12 protein-coding genes are annotated in these 15630 nt (G+C 73.3%); 4 read left to right on the forward strand and 8 right to left on the reverse strand.

From position 1 onward, the window contains the following. Window positions 1-246: 246 nt before the first annotated feature. The 3 genes from ACFY1P_RS21955 to ACFY1P_RS21965 are packed head-to-tail and all read right to left on the reverse strand — an operon-like array spanning window position 247 to window position 3442. Window positions 247-1137: a sugar phosphate isomerase/epimerase family protein gene (locus ACFY1P_RS21955; protein WP_390751644.1), complete on the reverse strand. Its 891-nt coding sequence runs from the start codon at window positions 1135-1137 to the stop codon at window positions 247-249. Further along, window positions 1134-2291, reverse strand: coding sequence for a dihydrodipicolinate synthase family protein (locus tag ACFY1P_RS21960; protein WP_390751645.1), 1158 nt, complete (start codon window positions 2289-2291; stop codon window positions 1134-1136). Before ACFY1P_RS21960 ends, ACFY1P_RS21955 begins: the two co-directional genes overlap by 4 nt. Next, window positions 2288-3442: a Gfo/Idh/MocA family protein gene (locus ACFY1P_RS21965; protein WP_390751646.1), complete on the reverse strand. Its 1155-nt coding sequence runs from the start codon at window positions 3440-3442 to the stop codon at window positions 2288-2290. Before ACFY1P_RS21965 ends, ACFY1P_RS21960 begins: the two co-directional genes overlap by 4 nt. A 91-nt stretch (window positions 3443-3533) precedes the next feature. On the opposite strand from ACFY1P_RS21965, the gene ACFY1P_RS21970 reads away from it, so the two are divergent. From ACFY1P_RS21970 to ACFY1P_RS21980, 3 genes are all read left to right on the forward strand, one after another. Further along, a complete protein-coding gene (locus tag ACFY1P_RS21970; RefSeq protein ID WP_390751647.1) occupies window positions 3534-4334 on the forward strand; it encodes a sugar phosphate isomerase/epimerase family protein in 801 nt (266 codons plus the stop codon). Window positions 4335-4406: 72 nt separating this feature from the next. Continuing rightward, the gene (locus tag ACFY1P_RS21975) at window positions 4407-5036 is read left to right on the forward strand and encodes a TetR/AcrR family transcriptional regulator (protein ID WP_361523399.1); all 630 of its coding nucleotides are present in this window, start codon (window positions 4407-4409) and stop codon (window positions 5034-5036) included. 353 nt (window positions 5037-5389) lie between these two features. Further along, window positions 5390-6001: a hypothetical protein gene (locus tag ACFY1P_RS21980; RefSeq protein ID WP_361523401.1), complete on the forward strand. Its 612-nt coding sequence runs from the start codon at window positions 5390-5392 to the stop codon at window positions 5999-6001. A gap of 8 nt (window positions 6002-6009) precedes the next feature. On the opposite strand, the gene ACFY1P_RS21985 is transcribed toward ACFY1P_RS21980, so the two are convergent. The 3 genes from ACFY1P_RS21985 to speB form a co-directional block, all read right to left on the reverse strand. Further along, window positions 6010-7437: a S28 family serine protease gene (locus tag ACFY1P_RS21985; RefSeq protein ID WP_390751648.1), complete on the reverse strand. Its 1428-nt coding sequence runs from the start codon at window positions 7435-7437 to the stop codon at window positions 6010-6012. A 150-nt stretch (window positions 7438-7587) separates the two neighbouring features. Beyond that, complete coding sequence (locus ACFY1P_RS21990) at window positions 7588-11352, reverse strand: ABC transporter ATP-binding protein (RefSeq protein ID WP_361523407.1); 3765 nt, start codon at window positions 11350-11352, stop codon at window positions 7588-7590. A 115-nt stretch (window positions 11353-11467) separates the two neighbouring features. Beyond that, complete coding sequence (gene speB / locus ACFY1P_RS21995) at window positions 11468-12442, reverse strand: agmatinase (protein WP_390751649.1); 975 nt, start codon at window positions 12440-12442, stop codon at window positions 11468-11470. A gap of 179 nt (window positions 12443-12621) precedes the next feature. Here speB and ACFY1P_RS22000 point away from each other — a divergent pair, with 179 nt between their 5' ends. Then, window positions 12622-13410, forward strand: coding sequence for a phosphatase (locus tag ACFY1P_RS22000; RefSeq protein ID WP_390751650.1), 789 nt, complete (start codon window positions 12622-12624; stop codon window positions 13408-13410). A gap of 114 nt (window positions 13411-13524) precedes the next feature. Here ACFY1P_RS22000 and ACFY1P_RS22005 read toward each other — a convergent pair whose 3' ends face one another. Together ACFY1P_RS22005 and ACFY1P_RS22010 are read right to left on the reverse strand one after the other, a co-directional pair. Next, a complete protein-coding gene (locus ACFY1P_RS22005; protein ID WP_361523415.1) occupies window positions 13525-14427 on the reverse strand; it encodes an acyl-CoA thioesterase II in 903 nt (300 codons plus the stop codon). Window positions 14428-14450: 23 nt separating this feature from the next. Next, the gene (locus ACFY1P_RS22010) at window positions 14451-15608 is read right to left on the reverse strand and encodes an acyl-CoA dehydrogenase family protein (protein ID WP_361523417.1); all 1158 of its coding nucleotides are present in this window, start codon (window positions 15606-15608) and stop codon (window positions 14451-14453) included. Window positions 15609-15630 lie beyond the last annotated feature (22 nt).

Consider the following 15630-nt stretch of genomic DNA (forward strand, 5'->3'; position numbering starts at 1 on the left):
CCGGGGTGCGACAGGCGTTCGGGGCTGTGGATAACTCGACGGGCGCGAGGCGGGTGCGAGGCAGACACGAGGGGGACGGGCGAGGACAAGCCGAGGGGCCCGGTCCGACGACCGGGCCCCTCGGGCACCCCCCTGAAACCGGCTTCCTCCGAAATCCCCCCGGATCCCTCCCCAGGAAGCCCGATGCAAGTTACGACCCGCCTGAGGGCGAAAGGGTTGCACCGACTTCAAGGAGTTATCGTTCCGTTACCCGGGGCGGGGAACGGGCGGCCGCTTGTTACCGTCGGTACCCCCCAGGACGTGCCGGTCATATCGGTCCAGCACCTCCGCCAGGACCTCCCCGCCGTCCCGCGCCCACAGCCCCGGATGGAAGATCTCCACCTCCGCCGGCCCCCGGTACCCGGCCGCGCCCACCCGCTCGTGGAACCACCGCAGGTCCACGCAGCCGTCCCCCAGCTGCCCCCGGCCCAGCAGCGCGCCCTCCGGCAGCGGGGTGACCCAGTCGGCCAGCTGGAAGGCCGCGATCCGGCCGCCCTCCCCTGCCCGCGCGAGCTGCCCGGCCACGGCGTCGTCCCACCACAGGTGGTAGGTGTCGACCACCACGCCCACCTGCTCGGCCGGGAACCGCTCGGCCAGGTCGAGCGCCTGACGCAGGGTCGACACGACGCACCGGTCGGAGGCGAACATCGGGTGCAGCGGCTCGATCGCGAGCCGGACCCCGAGCCCGGCCGCGTACGGCCCGAGCTCGGCCAGCGCCGTGCCGACCCGCTCGCGCGCCCCCGGCAGGTCCCGCGAGCCCGGCGGCAGGCCGCCCGCCACCAGCACGAGCGTGCCGGTGCCCAGGGCGGCCGCCTCCTCGACGGCCGCCCTGTTGTCGGCCAGTGCGGCGGCCCGCCCGGCAGGGTCGGCGGCGGTCAGGAAGCCGCCCCGGCACAGGCTGCTGACGGTCAGCCCGGCATCCCGCACCAGATGGGCGGCGGCCTCGACGCCGTACTCCCGCACCGGCCCGCGCCACAGCCCCACCTGACGCACCCCGGCCGCCGCGCAGCCTGCCACGAGCTCGGGCAGGGACCACTGGCGCACGGTCTGCTGGTTGAGGCTGAACTGGTTGAGGCTGAACCGCGCCCGTCCCGTCACGGGCCCACCCCGTGCAGCGCGAGCAGCCGCGCCATGCGGGCCTCCGCGCGCTCCGGGTCGGGGAACAGGCCGAGCTCGTCGGCCAGTTCGTACGCCCGCGCCAGGTGCGGCAGGGAGCGCGCGGCGTGCTGTCCCGCGACCATCGTGAAGTGCTCCTGGTGGCCCGCGAGCCAGGCCAGCAGGACGACTCCGGCCTTGTACGCGCGCGTGGGCGGCTCGAAGAGGTGCCGGGAGAGCGCGAGCGCCGGGTCCAGCCGCTCCCGGAAGCCCCGCCGGTCACCTGCGTCCAGCCGGCGCGCGGCGTCCACGGCGAGCGGCCCCAGCGGGTCGAACACACCGAGGAGCGCGTCGCTGTGGCCGTGCTCGTCCCCCTCGATCAGCTCGGGATAGTGCAGGTCGTCGCCCGTGAAGCAGCGCACCCCGGCGGGCAGCCGCCTGCGCAGGGCGCGTTCACGCCCGGCGTCCAGCAAGGAGACCTTCACCCCGTCGACCTTCTCCCGGTGGGCGGAGACGATGTCCAGGAGCGTCCGCGCGGCACTGTCCAGGTCGTCGCTGCCCCAGTATCCCTCCAGCGCGGGGTCGAACACCGGGCCCAGCCAGTGCAGTATCACGGGCCCCGACGTCTGGCTCAGCAGCCGCCCGTACGTCCACCGGTAGTCGTCCGGCCCCGTGGCGACGGCCGCGAGCGCCCTGGAGGCCAGGACGACGGCCTGCGCGCCGTGCGCCTCCACCACGTCCAGCTGCTCCTCGTAGGCCGCCGTGACGTCCTCCAGCGACCCGTACGGGGGCGTCAGATGGTCGGTGCCCGCCCCGCAGGCGATGCGGCCGCCCACGGCCCGCGCCTCGGCCGTGGAGCGCCGGATCAGCTCCGCCGCCCGCGTCCAGTCGAGCCCGGCGCCCCGCTGCGCGGTGTCCATCGCCTCGGCGACGGCCAGCCCGTGCGCCCACAGGTGGTGGCGGAAGGCGAGCGTGGCGTCCCAGTCGAGGTCGGCGGGGCCGTACGGCGTGGTGTTGCCGTACGGGTCGGCGACGACATGGGCGGCGGCGAAGAGCGTGCGGGAGGCGGGCGGGCCGCCCGGCGCCACCGGCTCCAGGGGCCGCTCGTTGGGCTCGTGCGGGCGCAGGGCGCCGGACGCGTCGGGGAGCCGGATCACGGTGCCGCCCCCTCCCGCGCCTCGGGACCGGACACCGCCAGCAGGCGCTTGCGGCCGTCCCGGGCGGAGCTCCGGGCGAGCAGCCCGAGCCGCACGCCGCGCGCGCCCGCGTCGAGCCCGAAGCGCCAGGGCTCGTCGAGGGCGACGTGGCGCAGGAAGAGCTCCCACTGCGCCTTGAAGGCGTTGGTGTCCTCCCCGGCGTTGCCGTTGTCCGGGACCTCCTGCCACTGGGCGCGGAAGTCCTCGGTCACCGGCACGTCGGGGTTCCACACGGGCCGCGGGGTGGCCGAGCGGTGCTGGGCGCGGCAGTTCCGCAGGCCCGCGACGGCCGAGCCCTCGGTGCCGTCGACCTGGAGCTCCAGCAGCTCCTCGCGGTGCACCCGCACCGCCCAGGAGGAGTTGAGCTGGGCGACGATCCCGCCCTCCAGCTCCAGGATCGCGTAGACGGCGTCGTCGGCGGCCGCCTCGTACGGCACGCCCCGCTCGTCCCAGCGGCGGGGAATATGGGTGGCCATGTGTGCCTGTACGGACCGGATGGGGCCGAACAGCTCGCGCAGGACGTACTCCCAGTGCGGGAACATGTCGGCGGTGATGCCGGCGTCCGGGTCGCGGTAGTTCCAGGAGGGGCGCTGGGCGGGCTGCCAGTCGCCCTCGAAGACCCAGTAGCCGAACTCCCCGCGCACGGACAGCACTCGGCCGAAGAAGCCTCCGTCGAGCAGCCGCTTGAGTTTGCGGATGCCCGGGAGGAAGAGCTTGTCCTGCACGACGCCGTGCTTGACGCCCGCCTGGACGGCCCGGTGGTGCAGGTCGAGGGCGCCGCCGTGGTCGAGGGCGGTCGGCTTCTCGCAGTACACGTGCTTGCCCGCGGCGAGGGCCTTGTGCACCGCGCCTTCGCGGGCGGCGGTGGCCTGCGCGTCGAAGTAGATGTCGGTCGCCGGGTCGCCGAGGACGCTGTCGAGATCGGTGGTCCACGCGTCCAGTCCGTAGCGCCCGGCGAGTGCTCTGAGCTTGTGTTCGCTGCGTCCGACGAGGACGGGTTCCGGCCACAGCCGGGTGCCGTCGCCCACCTCGATGCCGCCTTCCTCGCGCAGGGCGAGGATCGAGCGGACGAGGTGCTGGTGGTGTCCCATGCGTCCGGTGACACCGTTCATGGCTATCCGTAAGGCTCTGGTGTCCGTTCCGGTCACCCCCTTCTGCCGTACGGGAAGCATTTCCCGGACGCCGCCGGGGAACCCGCTCCCCATGAAACTCGCTTTCTCCACACTCGGAGTGCCCGGAACGCCCCTCCCGGAGGTGGCCGCTCTCGCCCGCGCGCACGGCTACGACGGCGTCGAGCTGCGGGCCCACCCGGAGGAACCCCTGCACCCCGGTACGGGGCCACGGGAACGCGCCGCGGCGGCGGCAGGGTTCGCGGAGGAGGGGGTGGAGATCCTGGGCGTCGCCGGATACGTCCAGGTGGCCGCCCAGGAGACGGACGAGGCCGTGTTCGACGGACTGAACGGGCTGATCCGGCTCGCCGGCGACATCGGCGCGCGGTACGTCCGCGTCTTCCCCGGCGGCGGCGACCGCCCCGTGGCGGAGGCGGACGCGGACGCCGCCCGGCGCCTCGGCGCGGTCGCGCCCCTCGCGGCGGACCTCGGCGTCCACGTCCTGCTGGAGACCCACGACTCCCACCGCCGGGCCCAGGACACCGCCCGCGTCCTCGGCCCCGTCGGCCACCCCAACGTCGGCGCGCTCTGGGACGTCCTCCACACCTGGCTGGGCGGCGAGACCCCGGACGTCAGCTTCCCCGCGCTCGCCCCGCACCTGGGCTACGTCCAGCTCAAGGACGTCGCCTCGGCGGACGACACGGCCCCGCTGCCCCTGGGCACGGGCGTGCTGCCGCTGGGCGCCTGCGTGGACGTCCTCGGCCGGGCGGGCTGGGACGGGTGGCTGTGCTGGGAGTACGAGCGCCGGTGGCACCCCCAGGCCGCGGACTTCGTCCAGCTGATGGGCCCGGGACGGGCGTACCTGGAGGGCCTGCTGGCGGGTGCCGCGCCCTGAGCCCCGGTCCGGGCGCGCCCGGACCGGCCCACCGCCCGAACCGTATGATCAGCCCTGGCGAGAGGGCTGCACATGTCGGTGGAGGACACCAAGGAACGGCTGATCAGCGCGGCGGGCACCGTGCTGAGGACGCAGGGCTACGGCAGGTCCAGCGCCCGGACGATCGCCAAGGAGGCCGGGGTCAACTCGGCCCTGGTCTTCTATCACTTCGGCGGTGTCGACCCGCTGCTGTTCGCCGCGCTCGACCGGTCCTCCGCCGAGCGGATGGACGTCCTCTCGGACGCCGTCACCGACTGCCGCACCCTGGAGGACCTCGTGGAGGCGGGCACCCGCGTCTACCGCCACGACGTCGACGCCGGGCACCTCACGCTCTTCTCCGAGCTCGTCGCCGCCGCCGTCGCCAAGCCGGAGCTGCGGGACGAGATCAAGGTGCGGGCGGAGCCGTGGATCTCGTTCGTCGAGGAGACGCTGGAGCGGGTCATCGGGGGGACGCCGCTGGCCCGGCTGACGCCGCCGCACGACCTGGCCAACGCGGTGATCACGTTCTACCTCGGAGTCAACCTCTTCACCGTGCTGGACTCCGACCGCTCGCGCACGGAGTCGGTGTTCGCGATGGCCCGGCGGCTCGCCCCCCGCGCGCGGCTGCTCACCCGGCGGCTCCCCACGCGGCTCGGCGGCGGCAGGCGGCGCGCGCACGGCTGACGCGCGCCCCGCACGGAACCGCCCGGGGGCACCGCCCGTCCAAGGGGCGTGCTGCCGTCGGGGCATCGCGCAGTGCGGTATCGGCGTACGCCGCTGACCGCGTCGCTGACCTACCCTCTCCGCCGCCTGCGTCCCGACAGCACCGCCGCCGGCGCACCCCCCTTCAACGCGCCGGCGGTGCCTCCCGGCCGGGTCCCGGGCGCGCGAACGAGGGCCGCACGCGCCCGCGTACGGCCCGCACGACGCGCCCCGCACACGCTCCGTTCCCTCCTCCCGTACGCGCCCCGCGCGTCTGGTGCGCGCCGGATCCGGGCAGCACGCTGGAGCGCACAGGAGGACGGACGGGGGACGACATGCGCCATCGCGCTCTGCCGGGCGCGCTGCTCGCACTCATGGGACTCACGGGGCAGGCGGCGCTGTCCGGCTGTCACGCGCCGCAGCGGGCCGGCTCGGTCGTCGCCCCCTCGCCGTCCCCGTCCGGGGGCAGGCCCGAGTTCCTGGCGGAGGACGCGTGCGCGGGCGGGGACGGGCAGGCGTACACCGAGCTCGACTGCGCGGACCGGCGCGCCGCCGCCCGGGTCCTCGCCCGCTACAACGGCCCGCAGGCGAACGGCCCGCGCTGCCCGGCCGCGACGGACTTCGTCCTGCACGTCGCGGCGGTGGACCACGGTGACTCGGAGGAGGACAGTTCGCCGGAGGGCTACGCCTGCATGCGCAACCTCCGGCCGCCGCACCCGGGCGACCCGGGGCAGGGCGGCGGGCCGCTGACGGTGACCGGCGACTGCGTCTACGCCCAGCGGGACGGGGTGGTGAAGGAGACCGCGTGCGACGGCTCGGGGGCGCACGCGCCGGAGTACCGCGTGACCGACGAGGTCACCACGCGCGACGCGTGCCCGCCGGCGACGGATCTCTATGTGCAGGTGGGCGGCGGGACACCCGTCGGGTGCGCCCGCCGCCTGGCCTGAGGACGCCGCTACGGCCGCAGGCTCTGCTGCCGGTCGACGACCGGGCGGTCGAGCTTCGCGTCGTACGGCGCGAGGGGCTTGGCGTGGGAGGCGTCCTGCTGGACGGCCTTGGGGGCGACGCCCGCCCACTGGAGGACCTCGGCCGTGGCCTTCGCCCGCTCGTCGGCGACGAGTTGGGAGATGTTCGAGCCGTGGTTGCCGCCGGGGGCGTAGAAGCGGAAGTCGTGGCGCGCCGCGGCGTTCCTGCCGAGGGTGAAGGGCTCACCGCTCCACGGGTCGTTCTGGCCGTAGACGAAGAGCATCCGCTCGCTGTCCTTGCGGACCCAGCGGTCGATGTCGGCCATCACACCGCGGTGGAAGCGCATCGGGATGTCCCGCGGCACGTACGCCCGGGGGACGTTGATGCCGGGGTACCGCAGCAGGCCCTTGAGCTGCGGCGTCCTGACGGTGGGCCAGCCCAGCTCGGTGCCCGCCTGGTAGTAGTACGGCGTGAACTTCTCCAGACCCTGGTCGGTGTAGCTGTCGAAGCCGGAGATGGTGTCGACGAACTTGTAGAGGTCGTCCGTGGAGGCGTCGGTGGCGGGCACGGACGCGCAGTCGCTCTGCAGGTGGTACTGCCAGAACGACCACACCAGGTCGAGCGCGACGTTCTCGTACGCCTTGTCGGCGCTGCCGACGACCTTGAACGTCCTGCCGTTCGCGTCGGCCCACTTCTGGTAGCGGGCGACGATCTCGTCGCGGCGGGCGAGCGCCTCCTTCTGCACGGAGCTCAGCTGCGTGCGGCACGCCTTGTCACCGACGTTCGCGAAGAAGCGGTCGTACGCCGAGTCCTCGTCGTTGTTGACGTCGTTGGGCGCGACGTAGGCGATCGTGCCGTCCATGTCGTGCGGGTGGAAGCGGCGGTAGTAGGTCGCGGTCATGCCGCCTTTGCTGCCGCCGGTGGCCAGCCAGTTCTTGGTGTAGACGGGCTTGAGCGCCGCGAAGAGACGGTGCTGGTCGTCTGCGGCCTGCCGGATGTCGAGCTTGGACCAGTCGGCGGGCTGCGGGCGGGACGGCGTGAAGAAGCGGTACTCCAGCGACACCTGGTTGCCGTCGACGATGCGGGTGGGCTCGCTGCGGCCGGGGCTGGTGTTGACGTTGTAGCCGGAGGTGAAGAAGACCGTCGGGCGGTCGACGGACTTGTGCAGCAGGGTGAAGCGCTGCTGGAACGTGCCCTTCGACGGGTCGCGGTGGTCGACGGGCTGGTCGTAGCTCAGGACGAAGTAGCGGTAGCCCTCGTAGGGCCGCTCGTCGAGGAAGTGCATTCCCGGGATGCCGAGGATGCGTTGCTTGATGTCCGGCTCCGGGCCCGCCGCGGTGGCCGTGGTCGCCGCCCCGAGACCGATGGTGCTCATGAGCACCGTCAGCGCCAGCAGCCATCTGAGTACCTTGCGCATACGCCCTCCCCTTGGGTTCGCATAGGTCGCGGCGAACTTACCTGGGCGGACGGGTGTTTGTCTTGAGCGTCTTCCGTTGCTTCCAAGGCGGCGGCGTCAATCAGCGGACGGGCCGGGGGCGTTGGCCCCCGGCCACGAGAGCTCCCCGGCTCAGGCCGCGACCGCCGCCCCCGTGAACGTGCGCCACAGCTGCGCGTAGTGACCGTCCAGCGCGAGGAGTTCCTCGTGCGTGCCGTCCTCCGCCACGCGGCCGTGGGAGAGGACGATCACGCGGTCCGCGCGGGCCGCCGTGGTGAGGCGGTGGGCGACGACCAGCGTCGTGCGCGTGCCCGCCAGCCGGGCCGTGGCCTGGTTGACCAGCGCCTCCGTGGCCAGGTCCAGCGCGGCGGTGGCCTCGTCCAGGAGCAGGATGTCCGGGTCGACCAGCTCCGCGCGGGCCAGGGCGATCAACTGCCGCTGTCCGGCGGAGAGGTTGCGGCCGCGCTCGGTGACCCGGTGCAGATAGCCGTCCTCCAGTCCGGCGATCATCGCGTGCGCGCCCACGGCGCGGGCCGCGGCCTCGACCTCGGCGTCGGTGGCGTCGGGGCGGCCGTAGGCGATGGCGTCGCGCACCGTGCCGGGGAAGAGGTAGGGCTCCTGCGGGACGACGCCGAGGCGGTGCCGGTAGCCGGTGGGGTCGAGCTCGCGCAGGTCGTGGCCGTCCACCCGGACGGCGCCGGAGGAGGGGTCGTAGAACCGTGCCACCAGCTTGACGAGCGTGGACTTGCCCGCGCCCGTCTCGCCGACGAACGCGACCGTCTGCCCGGCGGGCACGGTCAGGTCGATGCCGGTCAGCGCCGGTTCCCCGTCGCCGTAGTGGAAGTGCACGCCGTCGAAGACGATCGCGCCGCTCAGCTCCCGCACCTCGCGCGGCTCGGCGGCCACCGGGGTCGTGGTGGGCTCGCGCAGCAGCCCCTGCACGCGGCCCAGGGAGACCGTCGCCTGCTGGTAGCCGTCGAAGACCTGCGACAGCTGCTGCACGGGTGCGAAGAACAGGTCGATGTAGAGCAGGTACGCCACCAGCGCGCCCGCCGTCAGCGTGCCGTCGCTCACCCGGCCGGCGCCCACGATCAGCACCGCGGCGGCCGCGACGGACGACAGCAGCTGGACGAACGGGAAGTAGACCGAGATCAGCCACTGGCCGCGCACCCGCGCCTGCCGGTAGCCGTCGCTGCGCTCGGCGAACCGCCGGGCGCCGGTCTCCTCGCGGCGGAACGCCTGCACGACGCGCAGCCCGGCGACGCTCTCCTGGAGGTCGGCGTTGACGACGCCGACGCGCTCGCGGGCGAGCTCGTAGGCCTTGACGCTCTGCCTGCGGAAGACCACCGTGCCGGCGACCAGCAGCGGCAGGGTCGCGAAGACGACGAGGGCCAGCTCGACGTCGAGGACGAGGAGGGCGACGAGGATGCCGAAGAAGGTGAGGACGGAGACGACGGCGGTGATCAGGCCGGTCTGGAGGAAGGACGACAGGGCGTCCACGTCCGTCGTCATCCGGGTCATGATCTTGCCGGTGAGCTCGCGCTCGTAGTAGTCGAGACCGAGCCGCTGGAGCTGGGCGAAGATCTTCACGCGCAGGGCGTAGAGCACGCGCTCGCCGGTGCGGCCGGTCAGCCGGGTCTCGGCGACCTGCGCGGCCCACTGGCCGATCACGACGAGCAGCGCGAGGCCGGAGGCGGCCCAGACGGCGCCGAGGGCCAGGCGCTGGACGCCCTGGTCGATGCCGTGCCGGATCAGGATGGGCAGCAGCAGGCCCGCCACCGCGTCCACGACCACCAGCAGCAGGCCCAGCGCGAGCGGCGCCCCGAAGCCCCGCAGCAGCTGCCGCAGGCCGTACGACTCCTCGGGCCGGGCGGCGCGCTCCTCGTCGACGTCGGGGGTGTCGGTCGCGGGCGGCAGCGCGGCGACCTTGGCGAGCAGCTCGGGGGTGGCGGGCATCCCCGCGATGTCGGCGCTCTCGCCGGTGTCCTTGCGGACCCACAGGGACGGTGTGACGCCGTCGACGACCCTGCGCTTGGCGCGGGGGGCCGCCAGGGGGTCCGCGAGTCCGGTGGCCGACGCCTCGCCGCCGAAGGCGCCCGCGAGGGCGAGCGGTTCGGCGGCCGGGGCGAGGCCCGCGGGGTCCTTCGGCACGCCCGCCAGTTCCTCGGGGTCGGTGAGCAGCTCGCGGTAGAGCGCGCAGCGGCTCTCCAGCTCCTCCGCCGTGCCGATGTCGGCGAGGCGGCCGTTGTCGAGGACGGCGATGCGGTCGGCGAGCGCCAGGGTGGAGGCGCGGTGGGCGATGAGGAGGGTCGTACGGCCCGCCATGACGCCGCGCAGGGCCTCGTGGATCTCGTGCTCCACGCGGGCGTCGACCGCGGAGGTCGCGTCGTCCAGGAGCAGCAGGCGGGGGTCGGTGAGGATGGCGCGGGCGAGCGCCATGCGCTGGCGCTGGCCGCCGGAGAGGGTCAGGCCCTGTTCGCCGACCTCGGTGGCGTAGCCGTCGGGCAGTTCGGAGATGAAGCCGTCGGCCTGCGCGGCGCGCGCCGCGGCCCGTATCTCCTCGTCGGTGGCGTCGGGGTGCCCGTAGGCGATGTTGTCGCGGATGGAGGCGGAGAAGAGGAAGCTGTCCTCCGGCACGAGCCCGATGGCCGCCCGCAGCGAGGGCAGCGTCAGGTCGCGCACGTCGTGGCCGCCGACGCGTACCGCGCCGGAGGTGACGTCGTAGAAGCGCGGCAGGAGCAGCGAGACGGTGGACTTGCCGCTGCCGGAGGCGCCGACGACGGCGACGGTCTCGCCGGGCTCGATGCGCAGGGAGAAGTCGGCCAGCACGGGCCGCTCCGGGTCATAGCCGAAGGTGACGCCGTCGAACTCGACGGTGGCCGGGGCGTCCTCGGGCAGTGTGTGGGCGCCGGGGCGCTCCTCGACGACCGGCTCGGTGTCGATGAGCTCGAAGACGCGCTCCACTCCGGCACGGGCCTGCTGCCCGACCGTGAGCATCATGGTGAGCATCCGCACGGGGCCGACGAGTTGCGAGAGATACGTCGAGAAGGCCACGAAGGTGCCGAGGGTGATCTGGCCGCGCGTGGCCATCCACCCGCCGACGGCCAGCATGGCGACCTGGCCGAGGGCCGGTACGGCCTGGAGGGCGGGGGTGTAGCGGGAGTTGAGCCGCACGGTGCGCAGGCGGCCCGCGAACAGCCTGCGGCTGACCTCGCGCAGCTTCGCGGCTTCCTGCGCCTCCTGGCCGAAGCCCTTGACGACGCGTACGCCGGTGACGGCGCCGTCCACGACGCCCGCGACCGCGGCGGCCTGGCCCTGGGCGTACCAGGTGGCCGGGAAGAGCTTGACGCGGCTGCGCTTCGCCAGGAACCACAGCGCCGGTGCGACGGCCAGGGCGATGACCGTGAGCAGCGGCGACAGGAAGACCATGACGGCCAGCGAGATCAGGAACAGCAGGATGTTGCCGATCATCATCGGCAGCATGAACAGCAGGCTCTGGACCAGCTGGAGATCGCTGGTACCGCGGCCGACGACCTGGCCGGTGGAGAGCTCGTCCTGGCGCCGGCCGTCGAGCCGGGCTATGGACGCGTACATCTGGGTCCGCAGGTCGTGCTGGACGTCGAGGGCGAGGCGCCCGCCGTAGTAGCGGCGGAGGTAGGTGAGGCCGTAGACGACGACCGCGGCGACGATCAGCAGCGTCGCCCAGGGCGCCAGCGGGCGGTCCTGGGCGCCTATGACGTCGTCGATGATCAGCTTGGGTATGAGCGGGACGAGCGCCGTGACGGCCATACCGGCCAGGGAGGACCCGAGCGCCAGCAGCACGGTGCGACGGTAGCGCCAGCAGTGGCCTGCCAGGCGTCTGGCCCATCCTTGACCGGTCACATCCGTCGTTCCCACCCGAGACCTCCCGTTGTCCCCACGTTTCCCGTCCGGAGGGCCCAACGCGGTGGACTGCGGATTTCATCCCGCGGCAACATTTCGGTGACCGGAGGTCTTTTGTTCCCAGCCCCGCCTACACGGAGCGCGACGCCGCGATCTGCCGGGACATGATCGTCGTCAGCTCGTACGCCGTGTGGGACGCCGCCACGGACGTGATCTCCGCGTGGTCGTACGCCGGGGACACCTCGACCAGGTCCGCGGAGACGAGGTTGCAGGAGGAGAGGCCGCGGATGATCTCCAGCAGCTCGCGGGAGGTCAGGCCGCCCGCCTCCGGGGTGCCGGTGCCGGGGGCGTGGGCCGGGTCCAGGACGTCGATGTCGATGGAGATGTAGAGCGGGCGGTCGCCGACGCGCTGGCGGAGCTGGTCGGCGATCTCGTCGACCCCGCGTCGCATGACGTCGGCGGAGGTGACGATGCCGAAGCCCATCTTCTCGTCGTCGGTGAGGTCCTTCTTGCCGTACAGCGGGCCGCGCGTGCCGACGTGGGAGAGTGCCTCGGTGTCGAGGATGCCCTCCTCGACGGCGCGGCGGAACGGCGTGCCGTGGGTGTACTCGGCGCCGAAGTACGTGTCCCAGGTGTCCAGGTGCGCGTCGAAGTGCAGCAGGGCCACCGGGCCGTGCTTCTTGGCGACCGAGCGCAGCAGCGGCAGCGCGATGGTGTGGTCGCCGCCCAGCGTCATCAGCCGGGCGCCGGTGCCGAGCAGGTCGTCGGCCGCGGCCTCGACGGTCTCGACGGCCTCGTCGATGTTGAACGGGTTCGCGGCGATGTCACCGGCGTCGGCGACCTGCGCGAGCGCGAAGGGCGAGGCGTCCTGGGCCGGGTTGTACGGGCGCAGCAGGCGGGACGCCTCACGGATGGCGTTGCCGCCGAAGCGGGCGCCGGGCCGGTAGGAGACGCCGGAGTCGAAGGGCACGCCGACGACGGCGACGTCGGCGGTGCCGACCTCGTCCAGGCGCGGCAGGCGGGCGAAGGTCGCCGGGCCCGCGTAGCGCGGGATCCGGGAGGAGTCGACGGGGCCGCGCGGGTCACGGGGGGCGGGGGTGCTCATACGGGAGCCTCTCGAAATCACGGACGCGTTACGGTCGAACCAACGTCGGGGCGGCGGCTGTGGACGTACCCGAGGGTAGGCAGGGCGGCGGATTCCGCACATGTACGTACTGAAGGGTCCGGCCTCGCCATATGGACATCACGTCCATCGCGGGGCCGTCGGGGGAGAGAATGAGCCGTATGCCGATACCGAGCCGTGCCGAACTGATCGACCACCTTGTCCGTACGCGCATCGCGGGCGCCGTGGCGACCCCGCGCGAGAACAACCTCGACCACTACCGCAGGCTCGCGGCCGGCGACCGGCGGCACTGGCTGGGCCTGGAGCTGGGCGACCGCTGGACGGACGAGCAGGACGTGCTGGCCGTGATGGCGGAGCGCTGCGGCGTCAGCGACGACCTCGGGCACCGCTCGGGCCAGGACACGATCGACCCGGAGCTGACGGTCGACGGCCTGGAGCGGATGGCGACGCTGCTGCGCAAGGCGGCCGAGGGGCGGCAGCGGGTGCTGCTGGCGACCGGGCACCCTGGCGGCCTGCTGGACGTGCACCACACGACGGCGAAGGCGCTGCGCGCGGCGGGCTGCGAGATCGTCCGGATCCCGGGCGGGCTGCGGGCCGACGACGGTGTGGTCTGCCAGTTCGCGGACATCGCGGTCTTCGAGGGCGGCGCGACGCTGTGGCACACGCACTCCCCCGCGCCGATGGCCACGATCCTCGACGCCCTCGCCCGGGAGGGCCGCCCGCTGCCCGATCTGGTGGTCGCCGACCACGGCTGGGCGGGCTGCGCGGCGCAGCGCGGCATCGACGCGGTGGGCTACGCGGACAGCAACGACCCGGCGCTCTTCCTGGCGGAGGCGGAGGGGACGCTGCGGGTGGCCGTGCCGATGGACGACCACGTGGTGGATCCGCGGTTCTACGAGCCGATGACGGCGTACCTGCTGCACGCGGCGGGGCTGAACGCGCCCTGTTAGGGGCGCGGGACCGTACCGTCGTGCGGCTCCGCCGCGCGGGCGCGCCCAGCCACAGCCGACCCGCAGCGGCTACAAGGTCAGGGGTCCGGGGGCCTGCCCCCGGAACCGGAAAACCTAGCCCTGTTCCGCGCCGCCGCCCCGCGGAACCCGCACCAGCCCCTCCTGGATCACCGACACCGCCAGCGCCCCGTTCTCCGTGAAGATGCGGCCGCGCGCCAAGCCGCGCCCGCCGGAGGAGGTCGGGCTCTCCTGGTCGTAGAGCAGCCACTCGTCCGCCCGGAACGGCCGGTGGAACCACATCGCGTGGTCCAGGCTCGCCCCGACGACGTCCCCGACGGCCCAGCCGCCGCGCCCGTGCGCGAGCAGCACGGAGTCCAGGAGCGTCATGTCGGAGACGTAGGTGGCCAGGCAGATGTGCAGCAGCGGATCGTCCGCCAGTTTGCCGTTCGTCCGGAACCAAACCTGCGACTTGGGTTCGCGGGGCTCCCCCACCTTGCCGAACGGCGGCTCGTCGGCGTAGCGCAGGTCGACCGCCGCGCGGGCGTCCAGCAGCCGGTCCAGCAGCCGCGGGTCGGCGAAGCGGTGCGCGTGGCGGGGCAGCATCTCGGCCGCGGTGGGCAGGGAGAGCGGGTCCGGCGCGGCCGGCATCGGCTCCTGGTGCTCCAGCCCCTCCTCGTGCGTCTGGAAGGACGCGGAGAGGTGGAAGATCGGCTGGCCGTGCTGGACGGCGACGACCCGGCGGGTGGTGAAGGACCGCCCGTCGCGGATGCGGTCGACGCTGTAGACGATGGGCACCTCGGGGTCGCCGGGGCGCAGGAAGTAGGAGTGCAGCGAGTGCGGCAGCCGGTCCGCGGGGACCGTGCGCCCGGCGGCGACAAGGGCCTGGGCGGCGACCTGCCCGCCGAAGACGCGCGGCACCAGCGAGGGGCGGCTGGTGCCGCGGAAGATGTCCCGTTCGATCTGCTCGGGGTCGAGGACGGAGAGCAGGTCGTCCAGGGCTGTAAGGGGCTCGTTCATGGGCGTCTGGGGCTTACCGGCCGCTACAGGCCCATGGACTTGGCGATGATGGAGCGCATGACCTCGCTCGTACCGCCGTAGATCCGGCTGACGCGGGTGTCCGCGTACAGACGGGCGATGGGGTACTCCATCATGTAGCCGTAGCCGCCGTGCAGTTGGAGGCACTTGTCGATGACGACGGCGGCGCGCTCGGTGGTGAAGAGCTTCGCGGAGGCGGCGTCGGCGGCGGTCAGCTCGCCGGCGTCGTGGGCCTCCAGGGCGCGGTCCACGACCGCCTCCATGGCGTCGACCTCGGCCTTGCAGTCGGCGAGCACGAACTTGGTGTTCTGGAAGGCCGCGACCGACTGCCCGAAGACGGTGCGGTCCTTCACGTACGCCTTGGCGAACTCGACGGCCGCGGCGGACTGCGCGTACGCGCCGACGGCGATGTAGAGCCGCTCCTGCGGCAGGTTGTGGCCGAGGTAGCCGAAGGCCTTGCCCTCCTCGCCGAGGAGGTCCGCCACGGGCACCTTGACGTCGGTGAAGGAGAGTTCGGCGGTGTCGGAGGCGTGCAGGCCGAGCTTCTCCAGCTTGCGGCCGACCGCGTAGCCCTCGGAGCTCGTGTCGACGACGAGGATGGAGATGCCCGCGCGGCGGTCCTCGGGGGTGGGCGGCGCGGTGCGGGCGCACACGAGCACCCGGTCGGCGAGCACGCCGCCGGTGATGAAGGTCTTCGCGCCGTTGAGGACGTAGTGCGTGCCGTCCTCGGAGAGCCTGGCGGTGGTCTTCATGCCGGCCAGGTCGGAGCCGGTGCCCGGCTCGGTCATGGCGATGGCGGTCATCATGTCGCCGGAGACGAAGGACGGCAGCCAGCGCCGCTTCTGCTCCTCGGTGGCGTACTTCAGGATGTAGGGCAGGCACAGCGCGGTGTGCACGCTGCTGCCGCCGAAGCTGACGCCGGCGCGGGCGCACTCCTCGGTGACGACGGCGTGGAACTTGAAGCTGTGCTCACCGGCGCCGCCGTACTCCTCGGGCACCTCGATGCCGAAGACGCCCAGCTCGCCGAGCTTCTTGTAGAACTCGCGCGGCGCGGCACCGGCCTCGCGCCACTGCTCGTAGTACGGCACGACCTCGGCGGCGATGAAGTCGCGGATCGTCTCCCGGAACGCCTCGTGGTCCTCGCCGTACACGGTCCGACGCATGGCCATCCCCCAGTCTGCGTAT

It is taken from the genome of Streptomyces sp. NPDC001407 (assembly GCF_042895325.1).
Lineage (GTDB): Bacteria > Actinomycetota > Actinomycetes > Streptomycetales > Streptomycetaceae > Streptomyces.

Coding starts and splice junctions, on each gene's coding strand:
- speB (WP_390751649.1), bottom strand. CDS start 12,442: ATGAGCACCCCCGCCCCCCGTGACCCGCGCGGCCCCGTCGACTCCTCC.
- ACFY1P_RS21970 (WP_390751647.1), top strand. CDS start 3,534: ATGAAACTCGCTTTCTCCACACTCGGAGTGCCCGGAACGCCCCTCCCG.
- ACFY1P_RS22005 (WP_361523415.1), bottom strand. CDS start 14,427: ATGAACGAGCCCCTTACAGCCCTGGACGACCTGCTCTCCGTCCTCGAC.
- ACFY1P_RS21965 (WP_390751646.1), bottom strand. CDS start 3,442: ATGAACGGTGTCACCGGACGCATGGGACACCACCAGCACCTCGTCCGC.
- ACFY1P_RS21980 (WP_361523401.1), top strand. CDS start 5,390: ATGCGCCATCGCGCTCTGCCGGGCGCGCTGCTCGCACTCATGGGACTC.
- ACFY1P_RS22010 (WP_361523417.1), bottom strand. CDS start 15,608: ATGCGTCGGACCGTGTACGGCGAGGACCACGAGGCGTTCCGGGAGACG.
- ACFY1P_RS22000 (WP_390751650.1), top strand. CDS start 12,622: ATGCCGATACCGAGCCGTGCCGAACTGATCGACCACCTTGTCCGTACG.
- ACFY1P_RS21985 (WP_390751648.1), bottom strand. CDS start 7,437: ATGCGCAAGGTACTCAGATGGCTGCTGGCGCTGACGGTGCTCATGAGC.
- ACFY1P_RS21975 (WP_361523399.1), top strand. CDS start 4,407: ATGTCGGTGGAGGACACCAAGGAACGGCTGATCAGCGCGGCGGGCACC.